The sequence below is a fragment of the Pseudomonas sp. TH39(2020) genome, from assembly GCF_016650715.1.
Taxonomy (GTDB): domain Bacteria; phylum Pseudomonadota; class Gammaproteobacteria; order Pseudomonadales; family Pseudomonadaceae; genus Aquipseudomonas; species Aquipseudomonas mandelii_C.
This window is the reverse complement of record NZ_JAEKFF010000008.1, coordinates 856,720-880,353: the sequence shown is the minus strand read 5'-3', so window position 1 is coordinate 880,353 and position 23,634 is coordinate 856,720. Positions and strand designations below refer to the sequence as shown.

25 protein-coding genes and 1 pseudogene are annotated in these 23,634 nt (G+C 59.2%); 12 read left to right on the top strand and 14 right to left on the bottom strand.

The window, feature by feature from the left end:
- Window positions 1–70: 70 nt before the first annotated feature.
- Both JFU47_RS32395 and JFU47_RS32390 read right to left on the bottom strand, forming a co-directional pair.
- On the bottom strand, window positions 71–1,147 hold the full coding sequence (locus tag JFU47_RS32395; protein WP_007899930.1) for a 3-deoxy-7-phosphoheptulonate synthase: 1,077 nt from the start codon (window positions 1,145–1,147) through the stop codon (window positions 71–73).
- A 182-nt stretch (window positions 1,148–1,329) separates the two neighbouring features.
- Complete coding sequence (locus JFU47_RS32390; RefSeq protein ID WP_201188439.1) at window positions 1,330–1,773, bottom strand: PilZ domain-containing protein; 444 nt, start codon at window positions 1,771–1,773, stop codon at window positions 1,330–1,332.
- On the opposite strand from JFU47_RS32390, the gene JFU47_RS32385 reads away from it, so the two are divergent.
- The 5 genes from JFU47_RS32385 to cysB all read left to right on the top strand — a co-directional run bounded on the left by JFU47_RS32385 (window position 1,772) and on the right by cysB (window position 5,761).
- The gene (locus JFU47_RS32385) at window positions 1,772–2,158 is read left to right on the top strand and encodes a thioredoxin family protein (RefSeq protein WP_201188438.1); all 387 of its coding nucleotides are present in this window, start codon (window positions 1,772–1,774) and stop codon (window positions 2,156–2,158) included. The genes JFU47_RS32390 and JFU47_RS32385 overlap by 2 nt on opposite strands.
- Entirely contained in the window at window positions 2,155–3,111 is a 957-nt protein-coding gene (locus JFU47_RS32380) for a putative 2-dehydropantoate 2-reductase (RefSeq protein ID WP_201188437.1), read from the top strand. Before JFU47_RS32385 ends, JFU47_RS32380 begins: the two co-directional genes overlap by 4 nt.
- Before the next feature lie 25 nt (window positions 3,112–3,136).
- Window positions 3,137–4,042 (top strand): 5'-nucleotidase, encoded by a 906-nt coding sequence (locus tag JFU47_RS32375; RefSeq protein WP_008148545.1) that lies wholly within the window; start codon window positions 3,137–3,139, stop codon window positions 4,040–4,042.
- Between the two features lie 94 nt (window positions 4,043–4,136).
- Window positions 4,137–4,640, top strand: a complete 504-nt coding sequence (locus JFU47_RS32370) for a universal stress protein (protein WP_129436980.1) — start codon at window positions 4,137–4,139, stop codon at window positions 4,638–4,640.
- A 146-nt stretch (window positions 4,641–4,786) separates the two neighbouring features.
- Complete coding sequence (gene cysB, locus JFU47_RS32365; RefSeq protein WP_008148549.1) at window positions 4,787–5,761, top strand: HTH-type transcriptional regulator CysB; 975 nt, start codon at window positions 4,787–4,789, stop codon at window positions 5,759–5,761.
- A 9-nt stretch (window positions 5,762–5,770) separates the two neighbouring features.
- Here cysB and JFU47_RS32360 read toward each other — a convergent pair whose 3' ends face one another.
- Window positions 5,771–6,253 carry a GreA/GreB family elongation factor gene (locus JFU47_RS32360; RefSeq protein WP_056740335.1) on the bottom strand — a complete coding sequence of 161 codons (483 nt, stop codon included), beginning with the start codon at window positions 6,251–6,253 and terminating at the stop codon, window positions 5,771–5,773.
- A gap of 14 nt (window positions 6,254–6,267) precedes the next feature.
- Window positions 6,268–6,678: a hypothetical protein gene (locus JFU47_RS32355; protein ID WP_201188436.1), complete on the bottom strand. Its 411-nt coding sequence runs from the start codon at window positions 6,676–6,678 to the stop codon at window positions 6,268–6,270.
- Between the two features lie 124 nt (window positions 6,679–6,802).
- On the opposite strand from JFU47_RS32355, the gene earP reads away from it, so the two are divergent.
- Both earP and JFU47_RS32345 read left to right on the top strand, forming a co-directional pair.
- Entirely contained in the window at window positions 6,803–7,945 is a 1,143-nt protein-coding gene (gene earP / locus JFU47_RS32350; RefSeq protein ID WP_201188435.1) for an elongation factor P maturation arginine rhamnosyltransferase EarP, read from the top strand.
- Window positions 7,946–7,993: 48 nt separating this feature from the next.
- The gene (locus JFU47_RS32345) at window positions 7,994–8,563 is read left to right on the top strand and encodes an elongation factor P (protein ID WP_032626910.1); all 570 of its coding nucleotides are present in this window, start codon (window positions 7,994–7,996) and stop codon (window positions 8,561–8,563) included.
- A 122-nt stretch (window positions 8,564–8,685) separates the two neighbouring features.
- On the opposite strand, the pseudogene JFU47_RS32340 reads toward JFU47_RS32345, so the two are convergent.
- The 4 genes and pseudogenes from JFU47_RS32340 to JFU47_RS32325 all read right to left on the bottom strand — a co-directional run.
- Window positions 8,686–8,973 (bottom strand): annotated as a pseudogene (locus tag JFU47_RS32340) (alpha/beta hydrolase fold domain-containing protein); the annotation flags it as partial.
- A gap of 8 nt (window positions 8,974–8,981) precedes the next feature.
- Entirely contained in the window at window positions 8,982–9,401 is a 420-nt protein-coding gene (locus tag JFU47_RS32335) for an organic hydroperoxide resistance protein (RefSeq protein ID WP_123366218.1), read from the bottom strand.
- Between the two features lie 366 nt (window positions 9,402–9,767).
- The gene (locus tag JFU47_RS32330) at window positions 9,768–10,229 is read right to left on the bottom strand and encodes a MarR family winged helix-turn-helix transcriptional regulator (RefSeq protein WP_201188540.1); all 462 of its coding nucleotides are present in this window, start codon (window positions 10,227–10,229) and stop codon (window positions 9,768–9,770) included.
- Window positions 10,230–10,298: 69 nt separating this feature from the next.
- Window positions 10,299–11,255 (bottom strand): LysR family transcriptional regulator, encoded by a 957-nt coding sequence (locus JFU47_RS32325; protein ID WP_095128929.1) that lies wholly within the window; start codon window positions 11,253–11,255, stop codon window positions 10,299–10,301.
- A 112-nt stretch (window positions 11,256–11,367) separates the two neighbouring features.
- Here JFU47_RS32325 and JFU47_RS32320 point away from each other — a divergent pair, with 112 nt between their 5' ends.
- The gene (locus JFU47_RS32320) at window positions 11,368–12,117 is read left to right on the top strand and encodes a sulfite exporter TauE/SafE family protein (protein ID WP_140680115.1); all 750 of its coding nucleotides are present in this window, start codon (window positions 11,368–11,370) and stop codon (window positions 12,115–12,117) included.
- Here JFU47_RS32320 and JFU47_RS32315 read toward each other — a convergent pair.
- Window positions 12,107–12,961, bottom strand: a complete 855-nt coding sequence (locus tag JFU47_RS32315; protein ID WP_140680114.1) for a LysR substrate-binding domain-containing protein — start codon at window positions 12,959–12,961, stop codon at window positions 12,107–12,109. The two genes, JFU47_RS32320 and JFU47_RS32315, sit on opposite strands and share 11 nt — an antisense overlap.
- A gap of 95 nt (window positions 12,962–13,056) precedes the next feature.
- On the opposite strand from JFU47_RS32315, the gene JFU47_RS32310 reads away from it, so the two are divergent.
- Both JFU47_RS32310 and JFU47_RS32305 read left to right on the top strand, forming a co-directional pair.
- On the top strand, window positions 13,057–13,272 hold the full coding sequence (locus tag JFU47_RS32310; protein WP_033057173.1) for a DUF1127 domain-containing protein: 216 nt from the start codon (window positions 13,057–13,059) through the stop codon (window positions 13,270–13,272).
- 64 nt (window positions 13,273–13,336) lie between these two features.
- Window positions 13,337–14,566, top strand: a complete 1,230-nt coding sequence (locus tag JFU47_RS32305) for a winged helix-turn-helix domain-containing protein (RefSeq protein ID WP_201188433.1) — start codon at window positions 13,337–13,339, stop codon at window positions 14,564–14,566.
- 117 nt (window positions 14,567–14,683) lie between these two features.
- Here JFU47_RS32305 and JFU47_RS32300 read toward each other — a convergent pair whose 3' ends face one another.
- On the bottom strand, window positions 14,684–16,030 hold the full coding sequence (locus JFU47_RS32300) for a class II 3-deoxy-7-phosphoheptulonate synthase (protein WP_201188431.1): 1,347 nt from the start codon (window positions 16,028–16,030) through the stop codon (window positions 14,684–14,686).
- 149 nt (window positions 16,031–16,179) lie between these two features.
- On the opposite strand from JFU47_RS32300, the gene JFU47_RS32295 reads away from it, so the two are divergent.
- The gene (locus tag JFU47_RS32295) at window positions 16,180–16,935 is read left to right on the top strand and encodes a spermidine synthase (RefSeq protein WP_201188429.1); all 756 of its coding nucleotides are present in this window, start codon (window positions 16,180–16,182) and stop codon (window positions 16,933–16,935) included.
- A 112-nt stretch (window positions 16,936–17,047) separates the two neighbouring features.
- On the opposite strand, the gene JFU47_RS32290 is transcribed toward JFU47_RS32295, so the two are convergent.
- Together JFU47_RS32290 and JFU47_RS33230 are read right to left on the bottom strand one after the other, a co-directional pair.
- Window positions 17,048–17,839 carry a crotonase/enoyl-CoA hydratase family protein gene (locus JFU47_RS32290; protein WP_201188427.1) on the bottom strand — a complete coding sequence of 264 codons (792 nt, stop codon included), beginning with the start codon at window positions 17,837–17,839 and terminating at the stop codon, window positions 17,048–17,050.
- Between the two features lie 88 nt (window positions 17,840–17,927).
- Window positions 17,928–18,161, bottom strand: coding sequence for a hypothetical protein (locus JFU47_RS33230; protein WP_240050526.1), 234 nt, complete (start codon window positions 18,159–18,161; stop codon window positions 17,928–17,930).
- A 110-nt stretch (window positions 18,162–18,271) separates the two neighbouring features.
- Here JFU47_RS33230 and JFU47_RS32280 point away from each other — a divergent pair, with 110 nt between their 5' ends.
- Window positions 18,272–19,945 carry a DEAD/DEAH box helicase gene (locus tag JFU47_RS32280; protein WP_076027971.1) on the top strand — a complete coding sequence of 558 codons (1,674 nt, stop codon included), beginning with the start codon at window positions 18,272–18,274 and terminating at the stop codon, window positions 19,943–19,945.
- Window positions 19,946–20,036: 91 nt separating this feature from the next.
- Here the strand turns inward: JFU47_RS32280 and JFU47_RS32275 are convergent, their stop codons facing one another.
- Window positions 20,037–21,374, bottom strand: coding sequence for an amidohydrolase (locus JFU47_RS32275; RefSeq protein WP_123366227.1), 1,338 nt, complete (start codon window positions 21,372–21,374; stop codon window positions 20,037–20,039).
- Window positions 21,375–21,439: 65 nt separating this feature from the next.
- Entirely contained in the window at window positions 21,440–23,593 is a 2,154-nt protein-coding gene (locus JFU47_RS32270) for a mechanosensitive ion channel domain-containing protein (protein WP_201188425.1), read from the bottom strand.
- Window positions 23,594–23,634 lie beyond the last annotated feature (41 nt).

The following is a 23,634-nucleotide window of genomic DNA, read 5'->3' as shown; positions in this document are numbered from 1 at the left end:
CTTTCAAAGAATCGAACGCATAAAAAAACGCCGGGTTAAGCCCGGCGTTTTTTTATGCGGCGAAAAGTGATCAGCTGCGATCGCGTTTCGGCAGCACGTCCTTGAGCTTGGCATGCATGCTGCGCAAGGTATTTTCGGTGGCGGTCCAGTCGATGCAGGCATCGGTGATCGACACGCCGTATTGCAGGTCGGCGAGGTCTTTCGGAATCGCCTGGCAGCCCCAGTTCAGGTGACTTTCGACCATCAGGCCGATGATCGACTGGTTGCCTTCGAGGATCTGGTTGGCGACGTTCTCCATCACCAGCGGTTGCAGGGCCGGGTCCTTGTTGGAGTTGGCGTGGCTGCAATCGACCATGATGTTCGGCTTGATCTTCGCTTTGTTCAGCGCTTGCTCGCAGAGCGCGACGCTGACCGAATCGTAGTTCGGCTTGCCGTTGCCACCGCGCAGAACCACGTGACCGTAGGCATTGCCCTTGGTGGTGACGATCGACACGCCACCTTCCTGGTTGATACCCAGGAAGCGGTGAGGGCTGGAAACCGATTGCAGGGCGTTGATAGCGACCGTCAAGCCGCCGTCGGTGCCGTTCTTGAAGCCGACTGCCGAGGACAGGCCGGAGGCCATTTCACGGTGAGTCTGGGATTCGGTGGTGCGCGCACCGATGGCCGACCAGCTGATCAGGTCCTGCAAGTACTGCGGGGAGATCGGGTCGAGGGCTTCAGTTGCGGTCGGCAGGCCCATCTCGGCCAGGTCCAGCAACAATTGACGACCGATGTGCAGACCGTCCTGAATCTTGAAGGAGTCGTCCAGGTACGGATCGTTGATCAAACCTTTCCAGCCGACGGTGGTGCGTGGCTTCTCGAAATACACGCGCATGACCAGATACAGGGTATCGGACACTTCTGCCGCAAGCGCTTTCAGGCGCTCGGCGTATTCGTGGGCTGCCTTGATGTCGTGGATCGAGCAAGGCCCGATGACAACAAACAGGCGGTGGTCGGTGCCATCAAGAATGTTGCGAATGACTTCGCGGCCCTTGGTGACAGTGCGCAGGGCAGCGTCGCTCAGAGGGATATCACGCTTGAGCTGATCGGGAGTGATCAGCGTCTCGTTGGAGGCGACGTTTAGGTCGTTGATCGGTAAATCAGCCATCGTTTACTCGTCAGGTCACGGGTGCCGGCCGCCAGCGAACCCGCGCGGCGGAGCACAGCAAATTAAGCGCGTCGGGGAGCAGAACCTTAGCGCGTTACACCGTGGCTCGACAATGGGCAGACACCGGTTTAAAGGGCATTCTCAATTAGTTTCCACGGGGGAACCCATTGAGAATGCCCCTCCTAATCCAGCACAACCTGCGAAAATGCCCTGCGAACCGTGTCGTGAGAGAACTCGTCGGCATGTTCCTGGACCCATTCGAGGGCCAGGGCCTGAGTTTCCTGCAGACCATCATGCGCGTCATGCAGGCGGCAGTAGCGTTCGATCTGGCACACCTGCTCGCCCATCCGGGCACTGAACATCATCTGTTCGTCAACAAAGGCAATGCCTACCAGATAGCCGCGCTTGCGTCGCAGGCACCAGGCGACATAGCCCAGAAAACGCATGTCGGGGTTCAAGGTCGGCATGCGAACTTCCAGCGCCGTACCGTGGCGCCACGCCCGGTGATAATTGCAAGCCATGCCCCCGAGGCTGATAGTGTGCAGCTGTTGCCGTGAAATACACTCAGGTTTGAGCAACGTTAATTCGACGGGCACATCGTCAGGGTGAGGAATAAAACGTCCCATGAACACGGACTCCATGTGTCGGCCATCTGACATTGTTTCCCCCAGTATAGTGGTCGAATTGGAACTGACTGATTTCGACGCCGACCAACGGCTGCTGGCGATGAGCGGTGTGTCGCTGGTCATTTTCACCAGCGTCGGCTGCGCCAGTTGCCGTTTTGCCCGTGAGCAATTGCCACGACTCGATCTGGACGTCGATCGGCTGTGCTGGATCGATGCCGGGAACAATGGCGGGGTGGTCGAGCGTTATCAGGTTTTTTATTTGCCGGCGCTGTTTGTGGTGCGCGACGGTGAATTCTTCGGGGTACTAAAATCGCGCCTGACCCGCACCGAGCTCAATGCAGCCGTGGGTCAGGCGTTGAGTCGAATTGCAGAGGAGTTGCCATGATGGGGGCAGTGACCAAACCGACAATCGGTATTATCGGTACCGGCGCGATCGGCGGTTTCTACGGATTGATGCTGGCGCGTGCCGGTTTCGATGTGCATTTTCTGTTACGCAGCGAGTTTTCGGCGGTGGCCGAGCGAGGGTTGAAGCTCGACAGTGCGGTGCACGGCGCGCTGACGTTGAATCCGGTTCAGGCGTATTCGACGGCCGAAGACATGCCGCCCTGTGACTGGTTGCTGGTGGGCGCGAAAACCACCAGTAACGCGCAACTGGCGCCGGCCATCATTCAAGCGGCCGCGCCCGGTGCCAAAGTGCTGCTGTTGCAAAATGGCCTGGACGTCGAGGACAGTCTGCGCGAGTTGCTCCCTGATTCGCTGCATTTGCTTGGCGGGCTCTGTTTTATCTGCGTTCATCGCGACGGACCAGGCGTCATCACCCATCAGGCGCTCGGCGCGGTGAATGTTGGCTATCACAGTGGCCCTGCAGCTGATGAGCAGGCGCGCATGGCGATTGTCGAGGAGGGCGCCGGACTGTTCCGCACCGCCGGCATCGATTCCCAGGCCATGGCGAACCTGCATCAGGCGCGCTGGCAAAAACTGGTCTGGAATATCCCCTACAACGGTCTGTCGGTGCTGCTCGGGGCAAGCACCACGCCGTTGATGGCCGATGCCGACAGTCGGGAACTGATCAAGGCTCTGATGGCTGAAGTGGTTCAGGGAGCAATCGCCTGCGGTCATGACGTACCGGCCGGTTATGCCGATCATCTGTTCATGGTGACCGAGAAAATGCCGGACTATTGGCCGAGCATGTACCACGATTTTCTGCACAAACGACCGCTTGAACTGGAAGCGATTTACGCCCGGCCACTGGCGGCAGCCAAGGCCGCAGGGTGCGAGTTGCCGCGAATCGAAGCCTTGTATCGCAGTTTGAGTTTTATCGATCGACGTAACACCTGAGTCGATCATCCTGAGGGGGAAGGGCATGGCAAAAACTATCGACGACAAACTGGTGCTGGCGATTTCTTCGCGTGCGCTGTTTGACCTGAGCGAAAGCCACAAGGTCTATCTGTCGAGCGGTGTCGAAGCCTATCGGCAATATCAGATTGAACACGAAGACGAAATCCTCGAGCCCGGTGATGCATTTCCGTTAGTACAAAAACTCCTCAACTTGAACACCAGCCTTGGCCGCGCCCGGGTCGAGGTGATCCTGGTGTCGCGCAACAGTGCCGACACTGGTCTGCGGGTTTTCAATTCGATCCACCACTATGGCCTGGCGATTTCCCGCGCGGCGTTTGTCGGTGGGCGCAGTCCTTATCCGTACCTCAAGGCGTTTGGCTGCGACTTGTTTCTTTCGACGCATGCCGAAGACGTGCGCAGTGCACTGGATGCCGGTTTCGCCGCGGCGACCATTCTGTCGGGTGGCGCCAGCCGTGCGGCCAGTGATGAATTGCGTATTGCCTTCGATGGTGACGCGGTGCTGTTTTCTGACGAATCGGAGCGCGTCTATCAGTCCGGCGGTCTGGAAGCTTTTCAGGCCAGCGAGCGTGAAGCCGCCCGCGAGCCTTTGCGCGGTGGACCGTTCAAAGGCTTCCTCGCCGCCCTCAATCTGTTGCAGCGCGAGTTCCCGGAAGACGCCTGTCCAATCCGCACCGCGCTGGTAACAGCGCGATCGGCACCGGCCCATGAACGAGTGATCCGTACCCTGCGCGAATGGGACATTCGACTGGACGAGTCGCTGTTTCTGGGCGGCCTGACCAAGTCGGCGTTTCTCGAAGCCTTTGCCGCCGATGTGTTTTTCGACGATCAGGCCGGTCATTGCGAGTTGGCCCGTGAGGTGGTCGCCACCGGCCACGTGCCGCATGGCATAAGCAACGAGCAAAAGGTTTAAGCCCACGGTTCAACGCGTTACGCGGGCCGTCGTACTCGCCAAGGCACTGCTAAGCTGAATCAATCTCCGCCATGTTGGCACTCAAGGAGGTCATATGATTCATTCGATGCTGTACGCCACTGACCTCGGTCTATACGCGCCTTTGGTGATGCAGCATGCCTTGGCGCTGGCGCGAACATTCAATGCCGATCTCTACGTGGTGCACGCCGTTGAACCGATGGGGCTGTTTGCCGAGTCGGTGCTTCAGAGTTATCTCGATGAGCAGGCGTTGAATGAGTTTCACAGCCAAGGCTTGAACACGGTGATTGCCAACATCGAGCAGCGGGTACTCGACAGCTTTCGTGAAGAATTGGGGGATGAAGGGTCGCAGGATCTGGAGCGGATCAAAGCAGTGCGGGTGCTTCAGGGCGATCCGTCACAGGTGATTCTCGACCAGGCGCAGAAACTCTCCGTGGATTTGTTGATCGTAGGTAGTCATAGCCATGGTGCTGGCGCAGAAACGCCTTTGGGCCGAACGGCGGCGCGGGTGTTGCAACTGTCTCGGGTACCGGTCTATCTGGTGCCGCTGGTGGAACGTCGTCGCCAAGGGGATCGTTAGTGTCCTGCCTCGTATTCACGAGGCAGGACACCAGAACACGAATAGTGGCAGCTTGATAAAAAGTTCTAGATTTATTCTTCAAACCATTAATATAGTTATATACCGTCGCTGATGCCCGTGGCGTCTACCTGCTTTGAGGGATTCATATGAAGCTTCAACAATTGCGCTACATCTGGGAAGTGGCGCACCACGACCTCAACGTTTCCGCTACAGCCCAAAGCCTTTACACGTCGCAACCGGGCATCAGTAAGCAGATCCGTCTGCTGGAAGACGAATTGGGGGTTGAGGTTTTCGCCCGTAGCGGCAAGCATCTGACCCGCGTCACCCCGGCCGGCGAGCGCATTATCACCACCGCCGGCGAGATCCTGCGCAAGGTTGAAAGCATCAAGCAGATTGCCCAGGAATTCTCCAACGAGAAGAAAGGCACCCTGTCGATCGCCACCACGCACACCCAGGCGCGTTATGCGTTGCCACCGGTGATCAGCAATTTCATCAAGCAATACCCGGACGTTGCCCTGCATATGCACCAGGGTTCGCCGATGCAGATCGCTGAAATGGCCGCTGACGGCACCGTCGATTTCGCCATCGCCACCGAAGCGCTGGAGCTGTTCGGTGATCTGGTGATGATGCCGTGCTATCGCTGGAACCGCTGCGTGGTCGTGCCTCAGGGCCACCCACTGACCAAGCTGTCGAAGTTGACCCTCGAAGCCCTGGCCGAATACCCGATCGTGACGTACGTATTCGGTTTCACCGGTCGCTCGAAACTCGACGAAGCGTTCAGTCATCGCGGCCTGACGCCGAAAGTGGTGTTTACCGCCGCCGACGCCGACGTGATCAAGACGTACGTTCGCCTGGGGCTGGGCGTGGGTATCGTGGCGAAAATGGCGGTCGATGCCAAACTCGATAGCGACCTGGTCATGCTTGATGCCAGCGACTTGTTCGAGTCCAGCATTACTAAAATCGGTTTCCGTCGTGGCACGTTCCTGCGTGGCTTCATGTGCGATTTCATCGAGAAGTTCGCCCCGCACCTGACCCGCGAAGTCATGGCCAAGGCCATCCAGTGCCACAACAAGCAGGAGCTGGAAGAGCTGTTCGACGGCGTAGAACTGCCGGTCCATTAATCTCCCGCTTTAAACCACCTCGGTAACAGAAAACTGTTGCCGAGCACCCGCCACCAGAATCTCCACCTCGTCCCCTTCGAACTTGCCCAGCAGGCTTTTACCCAGCGGTGAGCGGGGGGTGATGACGGTAATCCATTGCCCCACCAGGTCGACCTTCAAACCCGCCGCGTCGGGGGCCAGAAACAACCATTGCTCACGACCCTTTTCGTCTTCCAGACCGAGCAGGGCGCCCACTTCAATGCCACGCTGATCGTCGTAAGGTCGCAGCGTCAGGTTCTGGCAAAGCGTCAGTGACTGCCTGATTTCTTCCACTCGTTTGGCCTGCCCTGCTGCCAGATAAGACGCCTCCAGACCCAGCGTGTCGTACTTGTTCTCAGCGATGTTTTCTTCGTGGGTCGCGGTTTCGTAAGCGGTTTGTGCGGCGCGTTCGGCGATGTCGAGGTCGATCCGCAGCTTGTCGAGAATCAGTTGGTGGACGGTCGGCTTGTGCATAGAGAGCTTCTTGATCAATCGCAGAATTGCTGGACGTTGGCGCGGCTTTTTTCGCTGGGTGCAGTCTGGTCCTGTTGCAACCAGAACTGGCATTTGGGGTTCGATAAATTGCGGTTGTTGCTGCGCGCCTGATCAAGCCTTTGCTGCTGCTCGTTCTTGCGCAGGTTCTCTTCGTACCGTTCAAACAACGGGCTCTGCGGTGGAATATCCGGTGCCGGTTGCACCACCACCGGTGGCTTGGCCAGTTGCTGCACGGCTTCAGCCACGGGCGCGAGCTGCTCGCTGAACAACAGTCGAGAGGCGAGCCAGCACGTCAGCGCGATCGCAATAAACCCCAGCCACACACCCAGGGCGATGCTGCCGGTCAGTTGCAAGGCGTTGAGCTGGATCGGCAACGGGCGGCGCGGGTTGGGACGGTAGGGCATGGCTGCCTCCTGGCGGGTGGTCGCGGGCGAGTGGCGATTGTCGCATGAAGATTAATCGTCGTCGGCTCTTCTGCACGGGGTAATTTATGAGGACAATCGGCGCCTTTGCCAACGGGAGCCTGGAATGCCTGAAATGAAAGCCCGCTGGGATATCTTCTGCGCGGTGGTCGACAACTTTGGCGACATCGGCGTGACCTGGCGTCTGGCCCGACAACTGGTGGCCGAACATTCGGTGGCGGTGCGTTTGTGGGTCGATGATCTGCGCGCCTTCGAGCGCTTGTGCCCGGAAATCGACATCAACGCCTCACAGCAATGGCAGCAGGGCGTCGAAGTGTGTCAGTGGACGGCCGACTGGCAGCCCACTGAAGCCGCTGATGTAGTGATCGCAGCGTTTGCCTGCCAATTGCCGAGTGCTTACATGGAGGCCATGGCCGAGCGGGAAAAACCGCCGCTGTGGATGAATCTCGACTATCTGAGTGCCGAGGACTGGATCGTCGGCTGCCACGGTTTGCCGTCGGTGAAGTACAAGAGCGTACAAAAATTCTTCTTCTTCCCGGGATTTCAGAAGGGCACGGGTGGCTTGCTGCGTGAAAGCGGATTGCTTGAGCGTCGTCAGCAGTTTCAGCAAACCCCCGAGGCTCAGCGAGAATTCCTGCAAGGCTTAGGGATTGATCGTGCGCAAGGTGCGCAGTTGATCTCGCTGTTTGCCTACGAAAATAACGGGCTGGCCAGCTGGCTCGAGGCAATGGCTGCCGACTCGATGCCCACTCATCTGCTGGTACCCGTAGGCCGGATTCTTGGAGATGTCGAACGTTGGCTCGGTGTGGATGGTTTGGCGGCCGGTGCGGTGTATGTGCGCGGTGAATTGACCGTGCAAGTGCTGCCGTTCGTCCGACAGGATCAATACGATCATCTGCTCTGGTGCTGTGATTTCAATGCCGTGCGCGGCGAAGACTCCTTTGTCCGCGCCCAATGGGCGGGCCGGCCACTGCTCTGGCACATCTATCAGCAGGACGAAGACATCCATCTGGACAAGCTCGACGCCTTCCTCGCGCTGTACACCAAAGGCCTGTCCGAGCCTGCCGGCGAGGCGATCAGCGGTCTTTGGCGGGCGTGGAATGCGGGTGACAATATGACCGGGCACTGGCAATCGACCCGAAAACACTGGCCAGAACTGCAAAAACACGCCGAAGCGTGGTGTCTGGAACAAGCTTTGCAGGCGGATCTTGCCGCAGCGCTGGTACAGTTTTATGTAAATTGGATATGATACGCGGCCTAGATTTTTGTAAATCCCATCCAAATTCGGATATTCGCAATGAAAACTGGTAAAGAACTGAAACCCGGTACCGTGATCCGTCTCGAAAACGATCCTTGGCTGGTTCAGAAAGCTGAATTCACCAAGTCTGGTCGTAACAGCGCGATCATGAAGACCAAGCTGAAAAACCTGCTGACCGGTTACAAGACCGAGATCGTTTACAGCGCCGACGACAAGCTGGACGACGTAATCCTCGACCGCAAAGAAGCGACCCTGTCCTTCATCAGCGGCGACACCTACACGTTCATGGACACCACCGACTACACCATGTACGAGCTGAACGCTGAAGACATCGAAGCCGTTCTGCCTTTCGTTGAAGAAGGCATGACCGATGTTTGCGAAGCGATCTTCTTCGAAGAGCGTCTGGTTTCCGTAGAACTGCCGACCACCATCGTGCGCGTAGTTGACTACACCGAAGGTTCGGCTCGCGGCGACACTTCCGGCAAGGTGATGAAGCCTGCCAAGCTGAGCAACGGTACTGAGCTGCAAGTTGCTGACTTCATCGAAATCGGTGACAGAATCGAGATCGATACCCGCGAAGGCGGTTCCTACAAAGGCCGTGCTAAATAAGCACTGCTTGAGGAATGAAAAAGCCCGACCATTGAGTCGGGCTTTTTTGTACCTGCAGTTTCAGGTCCAGCGATGAACCCCTTGTGGGAGCGAGCAGGCTCGCTACCACATTTTTTACTGCGTTATTTCTTCAGGTGTTGCTTGAGTTCTTCGGACGCCTGCAGCATCGCCGAGCGCACGGCCGGCACCTGGCTCACCACGTTGAGCAAACCATAGTCGTGGATCATGCCGTTGTAGCGCACCGCCGTGACCGGCACACCAGCCTCGTCCAGTTCGCGGGCATAGGCTTCACCTTCATCACGCAACACGTCGGCGCCGGCAGTTTGCACCAGGGCCGGTGGCAGGCCCTTGAGTTGCGCGGTGGTTGCCCGCAGCGGCGACGCGTAGATCTCGTTACGCTGTTTGGCGTCGGCAGCGGTTAGACGGTAACGTGCAGGCGCACATCGACGTTGCCACGGGTGGCGTTGGAGTACGGGCAGACTTGGTGTGCAGCGTCGACCAGGCTTTGTGCGTCGGCTTGTTCAAGACCCGGCAAGCTGATGTGCAGGTCGATGTCGAGGCCGAAACCGCCAGGGATCTGGCCGATGCCGACATGGGCGGTGATCGAGGCGTCGTTCGGGATGATGCGTTTGGTCTGGCTGGCGACGAATTTCAGCGCGCCGATGAAGCAGGCGGAGTAGCCGGCTGCGAACAGTTGCTCAGGGTTGGTCGCTGCACCGCCAGCACCACCGAGTTCTTTGGGTGTGGCGAGTTTGACATCGAGGATGTTGTCGCTGGAAACCGCACGACCGTCACGGCCGCCAGTGGAGGTTGCGATAGCGGTGTAGAGAGTTTGCATGGTGTAAGCCTCATTCGGGGTTTGGTTTTTTTGCGCTAAATATTTGCGCGCTAAGTAAGTGCGAAATAAATGTAGCTCGCGAATATTTAGCGCGCAAGATAAATTTTTGAAGAGATTTTGGTTTGAGGGGCGGACGCTGATTGGATGTGTTGAATTAGAGCGGTCGCGGCAGGATTTTCAGCGAAGAATTTTTTTGACTGGAGGGCGAATAAGATTTGAAGCACACCACAAAAAACAAATGTGGGAGCGAGCCTGCTCGCGAAAGCGGTGTGTCAGTCAACATCCACGGTGAGTGTCATACCGCTTTCGTCGGAACGCCGCCCGGAGCCGGCTCGCTCCCACAGGGGATTTGTGCTGGTTTGACGATTAGAGGTTGTCTTGCAGATTACTGCGCAGCTCTTGGAGTTCGTTTTGCAGCTTCTGCAGATGCTCCAGCGTCTGACCACTGGCGGCGAGGATGCACTGCGGAATGTCACGGGCCTTGTCCCGCAGCGCACGACCTTTTTCGGTCAACTCGACAATCACCACCCGTTCATCTTCGCGGCTGCGAGTGCGGCTGAGCAGGCCTTCGACTTCCAGGCGTTTAAGCAGCGGCGTCAGTGAGCCAGGATCGGTCAGCAGTTGCGCGCTGATTTCACCTACGGTCAAGCCATCCTTTTGCCACAGCACCATCATCGCCAGGTATTGCGGATAAGTCAGGCCCAGCGCTTGCAAGAGCGGCTTATAGACCTTGGTCATCAGGAGCGAAGTGGAGTGCAGGGCGAAGCAGATCTGGTTGTCCAGCAGCAGCTCTTCGTAGTTATCCGTGGTGTTGCGCTCGGTGGTCATTTCGAAGCCTTGATCAGTGATCGTCATAAATCTAGCGGGCGAATCTTTAATGCACCAGACAATTCTAGCCTAGTGCCGGTCGAGGGTACTTTGCAGCGCCAGATCCCACGGCGGGATCGGACTGAAGCGGGTCTTCAGGTATTCCAGCAATAAGCGGCTGCGGGGATTGGGTTGTTGCTCAAGACGCAAGGCATAAATGCCGGTCGTTTCCGGTGGTGGCAGGCCGTGTTCGCAGAACAGCGGAAGCAGTTCACCGCGTAACAGGTATTCGCTGGTCAACCAGGTTGGCAAGTGTGCGATACCCAGCCCGGCCAGTGCGCCGCAGACCAAAGCCTCGGCATTGTTGGCACTCATGCGGATGCGCGCAGGGCGGTGCAAGTGCATCTGCCCGTCCCGCTCGAAACGCCAGGCGAACGGCGGAGCCAGGCCATCCCAGTCGAGGCCATCATGCTCAATCAGCTGCGCCGGATCGGTCGGCACACCACGCCGTTGCAAATACTCGGGGCTGGCACAGGCGATGCGCACCATGCTCGCCAGCGGCGTGGCCACCAGCCGGGTATCGGCCATTTGCCCGGCACGCAGCACCAGATCGACCTTGCCCAGATTCAAACCCTGCATGTCGACGAAACTGTCGATCAGGTGCAACTGCACATCGAGGCCGGGGTAGAGCATCAGAAAGTCGGCAATCACCGGCGCCAGATGTCGTCGCCCGAACGCGGCCGGTGCATCGATCCGAATCAAGCCTTCCGGTGCGCTGCTCAAGGATACTGCCTCAGCCCGAGCCAGCCGCAGTTCAGCAACGATCCGCCGCGCGCGCTCGGCAAACGCCAAACCCGCCGGGGTAGCGCGCACCGCGTGGGTGCTGCGAATGAACAACTGGCTGCCGACGGCATTTTCCAGGCTGTCGATGCGCCGGGCCACCGCCGAAGGGGTCAGCGGGTGGCGGCGGGACGCAGCGGAAAAACTGCCGGTTTCCAGCACGTCGAGGAACAGACCCAGTTGTTCGGTCAATTGATTGGGGTTCATGGTGTCGTCTGCGCTTGTGCAAAGTTGGCACAGCCATTGTGCGTTGCTGTGCGTTTCCCCGCCAGCGCCGACTGCGTAGGATGAATAGCCTGACGTGAAGGGAAAATCGCCTGTGATTGAGTTTTTGATGTATCTGGTGTTTGGCGTTGCCTTGGGCACCCTCGGTGGGTTATTCGGCATTGGCGGTGGTTTGATCGCGATCCCGTTGCTGGGTGTGTTGTTCGGCCTCGATCAGCAGATTGCCCAAGGTACGGCGCTGGTGATGGTGGTGCCCAACGTGATGCTGGCGCTGTGGCGCTATCACCAGCGCAACCGGATTGAATTGCGCCACGCGCTGCCATTGGCGTCGATGGGATTCTGTTTCGCCTGGATCGGTTCGATCTGGGCGGTGGGCATTGATGCGCAAACCATGCGCGTCGGATTTGTCGCGTTCCTGATTGCTCTGTCAGCCTACAACCTGGTGCGAATGTTCTGCGCCAACGCGCCAGTGTCTGCGCAGATGAATTACTCATGGCCATGGCTGGGCGTGCTGGGCGCCGCCTCCGGCACCATGGGCGGGTTGTTTGGCGTGGGCGGGGCGGTGGTGGCAACGCCAGTGCTGACCAGTCTGTTCGGTACCAGTCAGGTGGTAGCGCAGGGGTTGTCGCTGGCGTTGGCGCTGCCGAGCACGGGCGTCACGCTGGTGACTTACGCGGTGCACCATCAGGTGGACTGGATGATCGGCCTGCCCTTGGCGGTCGGTGGTCTGATGAGCATCAGCTGGGGCGTGAGGATCGCCCACGCACTGCCAGAGCGACTGCTGCGTGGGTTGTTCTGTGGGTTCCTGGTGTTCTGCGCGGTGATGCTCGCCCTTAAAGTTTGAAACCTTCGACGATGTGATCGGCCAGGCACTCAGTGATCGGCGACGGGTTGTGCAGGTTGCGCACCAGCATGATGCTGGCCTCGGGCAGGATCGGCAGATCTTCGGCCTCACCGAGTATGCGCATGTCGGGCGTGATCAGGCTTTCGAGTTGCGCGGTGACAGCCAGTCCGGCGCTGACCACCGCCATGATCGCCGACAGGCTGTCGCTGTTGTACGCCACGCGGTAATCGCGACCCATAGCGTCCAGCGCATTGCAGGCCCATAAGCGGCAGAAACAATCACTGTTGAACATCGCCAGTGGCAGCGGTGTTTGCTCATGGGCGCTGAAACATTGTGCCTCGGCCCAGACAAAATGCTCCTTGCGCAGTAACTGGCCGATTTCGTTGCCCGGTTCGCGGGTGACGATGGTCAAGTCCAGGTCCTGGCGCAGCAGCAATTGTTTTGATGATTCGCAGTGCACTTCAATCTGGATCAGCGGATACGTCTGGGCAAATCGCCGCAGAATCCCCGGCAAAAAACGCATCACGTAATCGTCCGGCGTGCCAATGCGCACCATGCCGACCATGTGCGGCTCGCGTAGCGTATTGAACACCTCGCTGTGCAGCTTGAGGATGCGCCGGGCATAGCCGAGCAACACCTGACCCTCAGCCGTCAGCCGCACCTGCCGTCCGTCGCGCTGGAACAATTGACGCTGCACCACATCTTCTTCCAGCCGCTTCATCTGCATGCTCACGGCGGACTGAGTGCGGTTGACCAACTCGCCGGCACGGGTAAAACCGCCCTGGTCGGCGATGGCGACAAAGGTGCGCAGCACTTCGGTGTCGATACTCGGGTAGGCAGACATTCATCAATCTCCGAGATGTATTACATCAGAAACATTCGTTGGATTGATCTTAGCCCCGGCGCGACACTTGAGCCATCCAAACGGAGGGCAACAAGATGAAAGGTCAACATGAATATCCAGCAGTAGAAAAGCACTCGATCCACCTGGTATCCGATCTGCTGCACAAATTCAGTCGCTGGTACGAACTTCACCGGGAGCGCGAGTTGTTGGCGAGTCTGAGCGATGAAGCACTGAAGGACATCGGCATGAGTCGTGCGGATGTGGAGTTCGAGTCGGTCAAACCATTCTGGAATGACCCGATGCACAAATGAGTTATACACAACTACACAAACCGTCTCCCGGTGAGGTAGGTTGCGAGCAGACAAGGAGATGCTCATGCGCGCAACACTGTCCTTTTCCATCAAACAGGCTCGGCGTCTGGCGCTGGCCGCCCAAGGGTTCAACGGGCGCCAGCCGCCAGCGGCGATCAAACCGGTTCAGCTCAATCGTCTGATCGAGCGGCTGGGCATTCTGCAGATCGATTCGGTCAATGCGTTGGTGCGTTCGCACTACCTTCCCTTGTTTTCCCGCCTCGGCAATTACTCATCCGACTTGCTCGACCAGGCTGCCTGGAGTTCGGGCCGGCGGCGCACGCTCTTCGAGTATTGGGGGCATGAAGCCTCGTTGCTGCCCTTGTCGATGTACCCGTTGATGCGCTGGCGCATGCTGCGCGCGACCCGTGGCGAAGATATCTATCAGCAATTGGCACGTTTCGGTCGGGAGCAGCAGGACACGATTCGCCGGGTGCTGGCCTCGGTTCAGGAGTTGGGCGCACTGGGTGCCGGAAGCCTGTCGACCCGTCAGGAACGGGCAGGGCCCTGGTGGGACTGGAGCGCGGAAAAGCATGCGCTGGAATGGTTGTTCGCTGCCGGTGAAGTGACCGTGGCCGGGCGGCGCGGGTTCGAGCGCCTTTATGATCTGCCGGAGCGGGTGATTCCTTCGGCGATTCTTGCGCAGCCGCTGCTGAGTGAGGCCGAGGCCCAGCGCGGCCTGTTGCTGCATGCCGCGACAGCGTTGGGCGTCGGAACAGAAAAAGACCTGCGGGATTACTTTCGCCTGAGTCCCGGTGATGCCCGTCCGCGCTTGGCGGAACTGGTGGAGGCGGGTGAATTGCTCGCTTGTGAAGTCCAGGGCTGGCGGCAACCGGCCTATTGTCTGCCTGCGCCGACAGTGCCGCGCAAGGTTGAAGCCAGCGCCTTGCTTTCACCCTTCGACTCACTGATCTGGGAGCGTAGTCGCACCGAGCGTCTGTTCGATTTCCGCTATCGGTTGGAGATCTATACGCCGCAGGACAAGCGGGTCTATGGCTACTACGTGTTGCCGTTTTTGCACAATGAACGAATTGCCGCTCGGGTGGATCTGCGTGCCGAGCGGGCGTTGGGCAGGCTGGCGGTACACGCGGTGCATGAAGAAGAGCCGGGGCTGGATGACGAGGGAATGCTGGCGTTGGCGATCAATCTGCGGCGGATGGCGGATTGGTTGGGGCTTGAGCGGGTTCAGTTGAATTGCCCGCGGGCGAGTGCGGCGCGGTTGCGGGTGGCATTGGCTCAGATTGATAGTGACTGAGCTGGCCCCTTCGCGAGCAGGCTCGCTCCCACATTGGTTCTGTGTTGTTCACAAATCCAGTGTGGGAGCGAGCCTGCTCGCGAAAGCAATCTATCAGGCAACCCAAGATTTATAGATTCACCGCCGGACTTGTTTCAACGTCTCGGCAATCAAAAACGCCAACTCCAGCGACTGATCGGCATTCATCCGCGGGTCGCAATGGGTGTGGTACCGGTCCGACAACCCGTCTTCGGTAATCGGCCGCGCCCCACCAATGCACTCAGTGACATTCTGCCCGGTCATCTCGATGTGGATGCCGCCGGCATACGTGCCTTCCGCTTCGTGAACCTGGAAGAATTGCTTCACCTCACCAAGGATCTGGGCAAAGTCGCGGGTCTTGTAGCCGCTGCTGGCCTTGATGGTGTTGCCGTGCATCGGGTCGCAACTCCACAGCACTTGCTTGCCTTCGCGCTGCACGGCACGGATCAGTTGCGGCAGGTGATCGCCGACCTTGTTCGCACCCATTCGCGCAATCAGGTTCAGACGCCCCGGATCGTTGTCCGGGTTGAGCATGTCGATCAGGCGAATCAGGTCTTCGGGGTTCATGCTTGGGCCGACTTTGACCCCGATCGGATTGTTCACGCCACGCAGGAACTCGACGTGAGCGCCGTCGAGCTGACGGGTGCGGTCGCCGATCCACAGCATGTGCGCCGAGCAATCGTAGTAATCGTTGGTCAGGCTGTCGCGACGCACGAAGGCTTCTTCATAGTTCAGCAACAGCGCTTCGTGGGCGGTGAAGAAACTCGTTTCGCGCAGTTGCGGCGAACTGTCCATGCCGCAGGCGCGCATGAACGCCAGGGTTTCATCGATGCGATCGGCCAGGTGGCTGTACTTCTCGGCCAGCGCCGAGTTGGCGATGAAGTCCAGGTTCCACTTGTGCACCTGATGCAGGTCGGCAAAACCGCCCTGGGCGAAGGCGCGCAACAGGTTCAGGGTCGCGGTGGACTGGTGGTAGGACTGGAGCAAGCGTTCCGGGTCCGGCACGCGGCTTTTTTCGTCGAAGCCGATGCCGTTGACGATGTCGCCACGGTAGGCCGGCAGGGTGACGCCGTCGATGGTTTCATCGTTGGCCGAACGCGGTTTGGCGAACTGCCCGGCCATGCGCCCGACCTTGACCACCGGGCAACCGGCGGCGAAGGTCATGACAATCGCCATTTGCAGCAGGACTTTAAAGGTGTCGCGGATTTTCGCGGCGGAGAACTCGGCGAAGCTTTCGGCACAATCGCCGCCCTGCAGCAGAAACGCGCGGCCCTGGGTCACTTCGGCAAACTGACGGCGCAACTCCCGGGCTTCACCGGCAAACACCAGCGGCGGATAACTGGCCAGTGTTTGCTCGACGTGCAGCAAATGCGCTGCGTCGGGGTAAATGGGTTGTTGCTGGATCGGCAGGGCGCGCCAGCTGTCAGGGCTCCAGGGTTGGCTCATCACGGTCTCTAGTGTTTTACGCTCGGACTGTCATGTTATCAGCAATTAGTGCGTGACCTGTTCCCGTCGCTTCGCGGACAATCGCGCTTTTGCCGCGCCACTACGCGGTTTTAGTACGTTGCCGGGCACGGCGACGATCAGGAGACGAAATGACTGAGGAGCGCGTCGAGCATCTGCTCGCCGAGGTACAGGATGAGTTCGGCGTGATTCGCGTGCTGGAAGTGGCTGATTACCGTTTTCTCGAGTTTGGTGATGCCATCGAACAGAGCTGCGTGTTCACGGCTGACCCGAGCTGGCTCGAATACGATTACACCCGGGCGATGCTGATTGGCGCGTTGTGCCACGAGCAGCCGGAAAGCGCGCTGTTCCTCGGCCTTGGTGCTGGCACCCTGACCCAGGCCTGCCTCAAGTTCTTGCCGCTGGAAGACGTCGAAGCCATAGAGCTGCGCCCCGACGTGCCGCGCCTGGCCATTGAATTCCTTGGGCTGGATGACGATCCGCGGCTGTATATCCGGGTGGGCGATGCGCTGGAGCTGCTCGATACCGCTGAGTCGGCGGATCTGATTTTTGTCGACCTGTATACCGATGTCGGGCCGGGTGTCGGGCACCTGGCGTGGAATTTCCTGGAAAACTGTCAGAAACGCCTGAACCCGGGTGGTTGGCTGGTGATCAATCAGTGGGCCACCGACGATGGCAAACCGTTGGGCGCCGCATTGTTTCGCGGCCTCTATCACCGGCATTACTGGGAACTGCCGGTGAAGGAGGGCAATGTGATTCTGCTCGTGCCTTCGGAGCTGGATCAGGACCTGGACATGGACGGCTTGATCGCCCGCGCCGAAGGGCTGGCGCCGCGGTTGGGGTATTCGTTGCAGTCATTGATCAAGGCAATTCGCCCGGCGACGTGATGTTGTCGCCTGTGATGGCCTCTTCGCGAGCAGGCTCGCTCCCGCAGGGGAATGCATTTCAAATGTGGGAGCGAGCCTGCTCGCGAAGAGGCCATCACAGCCAATACATCTCTCAAAGCCCTTTGAACACGCCGGGTCGCTTCTCGATCATCGCCCGCACGCCTTCCTGGGCATCCTCACTGGTCAGCAACTTCTTCACCATCGGCGGTAACGCCTGAGCCGCCGCGGTTTCCCCTTCATAACGCGCCTGTCTGGCAGACATCAACGTCGCCTGAACCCCAAGCGGCGCCTGCCGGGCAATCCGCTCAGCCAGCTCAATCGCCCGTGGCAGCAAATCCTCGCTGGCCATGACTTCCTGCACCAACCCCAGGTGCAGCGCCTCATGGGCATCGAATTCATCGCCGGTCAGCAGCCAGCGCATGGCATTGCCCCAGCCAGCGACCTGATGCAGGCGCAACGTGGCGCCGCCGAACGGGAAGAGCCCGCGTTGCACCTCTTTCTGAGCGAAACGGGTGTTGCTGGCGCACAGGTTGATATCGGCGGCCAGCATCAATTCGATACCGATGGTCAGGCAGTAGCCTTGCGCGGCGACAATTACCGGTTTGCTCACTCTGGGGCCGGCGAACACCCCCCACGGATCGCAGCCTCCGGGCGGGGCCTGCCAGCCTTCAGCCAGGGCCGCGCTGGCGCTGACCAGGTCCAGCCCTGCGGTGAAATGTTCACCATGGCCGAATACCACCGCCACCCGCGCTTCGCTGTCGGCCTCGAACTCGCCATAGGCCAGGCTCAATTCATTGAGCAGGTCGAGATCGAAGGCGTTGCGTTTGGCCACCCGATCCAGGCCGATCATCAGGACATGACCGTGCCGTTCACGGCTCACACGACTGGAGCAGGGCTGATTCATGGTGCATTTCCTCGGGCGGGAAGGGATGGGTAGGGGTATGTGAGATGGCAGGTCGGCGTCACAAGGGTGAACCGTTTTAGCGCGATCGTCAGCAGGGCAGGGCCTTGGAAAAATAGACCGTTACCCGATTATCCGCAAAGCGTGTGACAGAACGCTGTAAACGGCAGTTTTCCGACAAATAAAGCTCCCTTTTTGAGCGAATTCCGGTATAGTGCGCGCCGGCCTTTAACCGGGCCGCGTTTAGGTAGCGCAATTCCCCGAAGTCAGCTTCGGCTGCACGTCCGCACAGCGGACTCTCCCTTGACGAATCTTTTTCATTCATTCGTTTTCGCAAATCCCCGCCGACAAAGCAGCCAGGGCGACTCTTGAGTCTTACACGGCATGCGCAGCTTTGGAGCATGGGTCTTTGCGGATGCACTTAGAGGCAGACCCATGACCCAGGAAACCGGCGGCTTCGCCGCTTTTAATCTTAATCCGAACATTCTTGCAGCCGTCATCGCGACTGGCTACGAAGAACCTTCGGCTATTCAGCAGCAATCGATCCCGATCATCATGGCCGGTCACGACATGATTGGTCAGGCGCAAACCGGTACGGGTAAAACCGCTGCGTTCGCCCTGCCGATCCTGCATCGCATCGATCCTGCTAAGCGCGAGCCGCAAGCCCTGATCCTGGCGCCAACCCGTGAGTTGGCGCTGCAAGTAGCAACCGCTTTCGAAACCTACGCCAAGCAAATGCCAGGCGTTACCGTTGTGGCCGTTTACGGCGGCGCCCCTATGGGTCCACAACTGAAAGCAATCCGTAATGGCGCACAGATCGTTGTCGCCACTCCGGGCCGTCTGTGCGACCACCTGCGTCGCGACGAAAAAGTTCTGTCGACCGTGAACCACCTGGTTCTCGACGAAGCAGACGAAATGCTCAAACTGGGTTTCATGGACGACCTCGAAGTTATCTTCAAGTCGTTGCCTCCAACCCGTCAGACCGTATTGTTCTCGGCCACCTTGCCGCAGTCGATCCGTGCCATTGCCGAACGCCATCTGCGCGATCCGCAACACGTGAAGATCCAGACCAAGACTCAGACCGTTACCGCGATCGAACAGGCTCACCTGTTGGTTCACGCTGACCAGAAGACCTCGGCTGTATTGAGCCTGCTGGAAGTTGAAGACTTCGATGCCCTGATCATGTTCGTGCGCACCAAGCAAGCGACCCTGGACCTGGCCAGTGCCCTGGAAGCCAAAGGCTACAAAGCCGCTGCGCTGAACGGTGACATTGCTCAGAACCAACGTGAGCGCGTGATCGAATCCCTCAAGGATGGCCGTCTGGACATCGTTGTGGCGACCGACGTTGCTGCTCGTGGTCTGGACGTTCCGCGCATCACTCACGTATTCAACGTTGACATGCCGTACGATCCAGAGTCCTACGTTCACCGTATCGGCCGTACTGGCCGTGCCGGTCGCGAAGGTCGTGCACTGCTGCTGGTGACTCCACGTGAGCGCCGCATGCTGCAAGTGATCGAGCGTGTAACCGGTCAGAAAGTGGCCGAAGTTCGCCTGCCGGACGCTCAGGCTGTTCTCGATGCCCGCATCAAGAAACTGACCAACAGCCTGTCGCCGCTGGTGGCTGATGCCGAATCGACCCATGGTGATCTGCTGGATCGCCTGACTGCCGATATCGGTTGCACCCCGCGTGCCCTGGCCGCTGCTCTGCTGCGCAAGGCTACCAATGCTCAAGCGTTGACCCTGGCTGCCATCGAGAAAGAACGTCCACTGGTGCCGAACAACGCACCGCGTGGCGATCGTCCAGAGCGTACCGGTGATCGTCCGGACCGTGGTGATCGTGAGCGTCGTGCTCCGGTTCCATTGGCCGAAGGTCGTGCTCGTTGCCGTACCGCGCTGGGTGCGCGTGATGGTATCGCTGCCAAGAACCTGCTGGGCGCTATCCTCAATGAGGGTGGTCTGGCTCGCGAAGCAATCGGTCGCATCCAGGTGCGTGACAGCTTCAGCCTCGTTGAGCTGCCGGAAGATGGTCTGGAGCGTCTGCTGACCAAGCTGAAGGACACTCGCGTTGCCGGTAAGCAGTTGAAGCTGCGTCGCTATCGCGAAGATTGATCCGCTCTCGGGCTGATTGATCGAACATAAAAAATCCCCGACTGGTTCGGGGATTTTTTTTGTCTGCATTTTATGGGGCGAGGTTTCTGACTCAGGGTTTGGCGTTAGCGTAGAGATAGTCCGTGGCCAAAGACGCCAACGTCCGCACGCCCACCACCAGCGCCGCCTCATCCACGAAGAACCCCGGATTATGATTCGGCGCAGCCTTGCTCATGTCCTGATCTTTGGGCGTGACTCCCAAAAATACAAACAGCCCTGGCGCCTCTTTGGCGTAGAAGGAAAAATCTTCCGCCCCGCCCACCAACGGCCCTTGCACCACGTCGTCCTTGGCCGCCCAGCGCAAGGTCGGCAGCATTTTCTCGGTCAGCGCCGGGTTGTTGATCGTCGGGTCATACTTTTCGATGATCGTCACTTCAGCTTTGGCACCGCCGCTTTCGGCGATTTTCTCGACGGTCTGGCGTACATCTGCGTGCAGCTTCTGGCGGATGGCGTAGTCGTAGGAACGGATGGTGCCGCTCATGTCCACGGACTCGGGAATGATGTTGTAACGGGTGCCTCCGTTGATCGTGCCAATGCTGACCACTGATGGATAAGACGAGATGTCTGTCCGGCGGCTGACCACTGTTTGCAGGCCGACGATGGTTTGCGCGCCGACGGTGATCGGGTCGATGCCGTCCCACGGGCGCCCGGCGTGGGTCTGCTTGCCGAGAATTTTAATGCGCAGGTCATCGGAGCTGGCCAGGGTCGGGCCGGGGCGATAGGCGATCCGGCCGGCGGGGATGCCGGCCCAGACGTGCAGGCCGAAGACCGCGTCCGGTTTCGGCGATTTCATCACGCCTTCTTCAATCATCATTTTTGCCCCCCAGGTGTTTTTGCCGTCGGGGATAAAATCGCTTGGACCTTCTTCTGCCGGTTGGAAATAGAACACCACCGTGCCGGGCAAGGTGTCGCGCATGCCAGTAAGAATTTTCGCCGTGCTAAGCAGGATTGCGGTATGAGCGTCGTGGCCGCAGGCGTGCATCACGTCGACTTCTTTACCGAGGTAGGTGCCTTTGGCTTTCGAGGCGAAAGGCAGGTCCGAGACTTCCTTGACTGGCAGTGCATCCATGTCGGCACGCAATGCTACGGTCGGTCCGGGCAGAGCGCCTTTGAGGATGGCGACGACGCCAGTGCGGGCTACGTCGGTTTTCACTTCCAGGCCCATGGCGCGGAGTTGTTTGGCGACCAGTTCCGACGTGCGTTTTTCGGTGTTGCCCAGTTCCGGATGGGCGTGGATATCGCGGCGGGTTTCCAGCAGCTCGGGTTCCAGGGCTTTGGCCTGTTCGGCGATGTGCGTGCGGGCGCCTTCCAGTGTGTCGGCGCTGGCGTGGCCGGCCAGTGCGCCGAACAAGGTCAGCAAACACGTTTGTGCAATGCGGGTCAGCTGCATCGGTACTCTCCATGGCTATTGTTTTTTGGCTTCAGTGCCTATGACTTGAACGACGCAGTTAAGTGCTATTCCTGCGCTTGACCGCCACCCGCCGTGATCACTTGCACGCTCATGCGTGGCGTCGCCAGATCGAGCCCGGCTTCGTCCAGGTGCCGCTTGAGTGACAGGTTGAACGCTCGGGACACTTCCCATTGCTTGATCGGTGCGGTCTTGAACCGGGCACGAAGAATCGCGTTGCCTGACTCGAAACTCTCGACACCCTGAATCTCCAGTGGCGACCAGATGTTGCGCCGTTGCAGTGGGTCGTTGCGCATCTTCTGGCCGACGTCGCGCATCAGTTTGATCGCGTTATCGATGTCCATGTTGGAAGGTATCGCCACCCGGAAAATCGCGTAGCCGAACTCCCGGGAGTAGTTCTTGATGCTTTTGATTTCGCTGAACGGAATGGTGTGGACGATGCCGTCGATGTCCCGCAGGCGCACGGTACGAATGGTCAGCCCTTCGACGGTGCCCAGGTGGCCGCCAACGTCCACGTAGTCGTCGATGGCCAGCGAGTCTTCGATGATGATGAACAGCCCGGTGATCAGGTCCGCCACCAGCGACTGTGCACCGAAACCGATGGCCAGGCCGATCACGCCGGCACCGGCCAGCAAGGGTGTGACGTTCATGCCCATGTTCGCCAGGGCGACGATCAGCGCAATGATGAAAATCGCCACGAACAACACGTTGCGGATCAGCGGCATCATTGTCTGCGCGCGGGCATTTGCCAGGCCTTTGCGCGAGCGTGTGAGGGCGTGATGCACGGCGGTGTCGCTGAGAATCCAGATCAGCCAGGCAAAAATCAGCGTGCCGCCGAGGCTGAACAGTTTGACGCTGACTTCATGGCCTTCGCCTTCGGTGAATCGGATCAGCGACATGCCCCAGACCCGCAGGCCGAGCTCGATGAACGCCAGCCACACCACCAAGTGGGCGAGTGTGTAGAAGAAGCTTTTCAGGCGATCCGAATACAGTGCATGACGCTTCACGCTGCGCTGAGGTTTGAGTGAATGGCGGCGCACCAAGCCGTTGATGACCATGCACAACACCAGCAGCACGGTGCAGATCAGCGACTGACGCAGTGCGGTGCTGGTATCGCCGGCCGAGACGAACGTGGCGAACAGCGAAATACCCACCAGCACCAGCGCCGGCATGTACCAGAAGGTCCCGAGGATCTCGATCGTGTCGCTGAGGGCGCGGCGGGTCAGGCGCCGGGACAGCGGTTGGTTGCGGATCAAGTGGGCGATGGGGCGACGGAACCGCAGGATGAACAGCCCCGTGAACAATGCCGCCAGTACGTTGGCGACCGTCGCGGCGGTGTGGGCCAGATGACTGCCAAGGCTTTCGACCAGTCGCGGATCGCTCAGGGCTTCACCGAAGGCGGCGAAACTGCCGATCAGCCACAGCGGTCGAAAGGCTTGATGCCGCAGGATGTATAGGGCGCGGTGGCGGTGTGGGCCGTCGAGCACCGAAAAGGCGATCACGCAGATTGCCGAAAAACAGGTGCCGACCACCAGCGCATAAGCCAACACCATCGCCAGGCTTTTGCCCAATGACGAGGGCAGGGCGTAACTCATGTAGACCGTCATGACCAAAGCAATCAGCCACGGCCCGAGTTTGCGCAGGGCGAAGCGCAACATGTCCAGGGCCTTGGGGTGCTGCGGCAGTTCTTCGGTCAGGCCAAAGCGCATCCGCACCCGATGGCTGACCCAGATTAGCGCGGCGGCCAACAAGCTCCAGAGCATCAGGATCATGGCAAAGGCAAAGATGATCGGCAGCCATTCATTGGCCGGCAGCACCAGCGCTATCAGTTCATCCTCAGCCAGTTTGAACTCTTCGGACCAGCGAGTGAGAGGGCTGTCCGCGCCGGAAAACTGTTTTTCGAAACTGGCGAGGGTGCCACCGATCAGTCCCAGGACGCCTTCTTCGGCGACTGGCTGGGCCTTTTTGGTGACATCGCGCAGCTTCTTCAAATCCGCCAGCAATTTGGTGCGTTGCTGATCGTTCTCCAGCGACTTGATCACTTCGTCCAGGGATTGCCCCAAGGGCTCTTGCGCCTCTGGCTGTTTTGCCGAGCTGTTGAGCAGGCTGGGCAGGCCGACCGCCTGGGCGGGTGCCATCGGCAGCAGCGTCATGAGGCAGGCAAGGAGCAAACACGGCAGGGCAAAAAGACGAGCGAACACTAGGCGGTCAACCTCGGGATGAGCAGATCGACCGAGTGTAC

Excerpts from the sequence above, each read along its gene's own strand:
- JFU47_RS32375 (WP_008148545.1), top strand. The coding sequence starts at position 3,137 with ATGGCAAAAACTATCGACGACAAACTGGTGCTGGCGATTTCTTCGCGT.
- JFU47_RS32385 (WP_201188438.1), top strand. The coding sequence starts at position 1,772 with ATGAACACGGACTCCATGTGTCGGCCATCTGACATTGTTTCCCCCAGT.
- JFU47_RS32335 (WP_123366218.1), bottom strand. The coding sequence starts at position 9,401 with ATGCAAACTCTCTACACCGCTATCGCAACCTCCACTGGCGGCCGTGAC.
- JFU47_RS32315 (WP_140680114.1), bottom strand. The coding sequence starts at position 12,961 with ATGTCTGCCTACCCGAGTATCGACACCGAAGTGCTGCGCACCTTTGTC.
- JFU47_RS32275 (WP_123366227.1), bottom strand. The coding sequence starts at position 21,374 with ATGCAGCTGACCCGCATTGCACAAACGTGTTTGCTGACCTTGTTCGGC.
- JFU47_RS32370 (WP_129436980.1), top strand. The coding sequence starts at position 4,137 with ATGATTCATTCGATGCTGTACGCCACTGACCTCGGTCTATACGCGCCT.
- JFU47_RS32300 (WP_201188431.1), bottom strand. The coding sequence starts at position 16,030 with ATGAGCCAACCCTGGAGCCCTGACAGCTGGCGCGCCCTGCCGATCCAG.
- JFU47_RS32330 (WP_201188540.1), bottom strand. The coding sequence starts at position 10,229 with ATGACCACCGAGCGCAACACCACGGATAACTACGAAGAGCTGCTGCTG.
- JFU47_RS32345 (WP_032626910.1), top strand. The coding sequence starts at position 7,994 with ATGAAAACTGGTAAAGAACTGAAACCCGGTACCGTGATCCGTCTCGAA.
- JFU47_RS32360 (WP_056740335.1), bottom strand. The coding sequence starts at position 6,253 with ATGCACAAGCCGACCGTCCACCAACTGATTCTCGACAAGCTGCGGATC.
- JFU47_RS32290 (WP_201188427.1), bottom strand. The coding sequence starts at position 17,839 with ATGAATCAGCCCTGCTCCAGTCGTGTGAGCCGTGAACGGCACGGTCAT.
- JFU47_RS32305 (WP_201188433.1), top strand. The coding sequence starts at position 13,337 with ATGCGCGCAACACTGTCCTTTTCCATCAAACAGGCTCGGCGTCTGGCG.
- JFU47_RS32380 (WP_201188437.1), top strand. The coding sequence starts at position 2,155 with ATGATGGGGGCAGTGACCAAACCGACAATCGGTATTATCGGTACCGGC.
- earP (WP_201188435.1), top strand. The coding sequence starts at position 6,803 with ATGCCTGAAATGAAAGCCCGCTGGGATATCTTCTGCGCGGTGGTCGAC.
- JFU47_RS32280 (WP_076027971.1), top strand. The coding sequence starts at position 18,272 with ATGACCCAGGAAACCGGCGGCTTCGCCGCTTTTAATCTTAATCCGAAC.
- JFU47_RS32355 (WP_201188436.1), bottom strand. The coding sequence starts at position 6,678 with ATGCCCTACCGTCCCAACCCGCGCCGCCCGTTGCCGATCCAGCTCAAC.
- cysB (WP_008148549.1), top strand. The coding sequence starts at position 4,787 with ATGAAGCTTCAACAATTGCGCTACATCTGGGAAGTGGCGCACCACGAC.
- JFU47_RS32295 (WP_201188429.1), top strand. The coding sequence starts at position 16,180 with ATGACTGAGGAGCGCGTCGAGCATCTGCTCGCCGAGGTACAGGATGAG.
- JFU47_RS32310 (WP_033057173.1), top strand. The coding sequence starts at position 13,057 with ATGAAAGGTCAACATGAATATCCAGCAGTAGAAAAGCACTCGATCCAC.
- JFU47_RS32395 (WP_007899930.1), bottom strand. The coding sequence starts at position 1,147 with ATGGCTGATTTACCGATCAACGACCTAAACGTCGCCTCCAACGAGACG.
- JFU47_RS33230 (WP_240050526.1), bottom strand. The coding sequence starts at position 18,161 with ATGAATGAAAAAGATTCGTCAAGGGAGAGTCCGCTGTGCGGACGTGCA.
- JFU47_RS32390 (WP_201188439.1), bottom strand. The coding sequence starts at position 1,773 with ATGGGACGTTTTATTCCTCACCCTGACGATGTGCCCGTCGAATTAACG.
- JFU47_RS32325 (WP_095128929.1), bottom strand. The coding sequence starts at position 11,255 with ATGAACCCCAATCAATTGACCGAACAACTGGGTCTGTTCCTCGACGTG.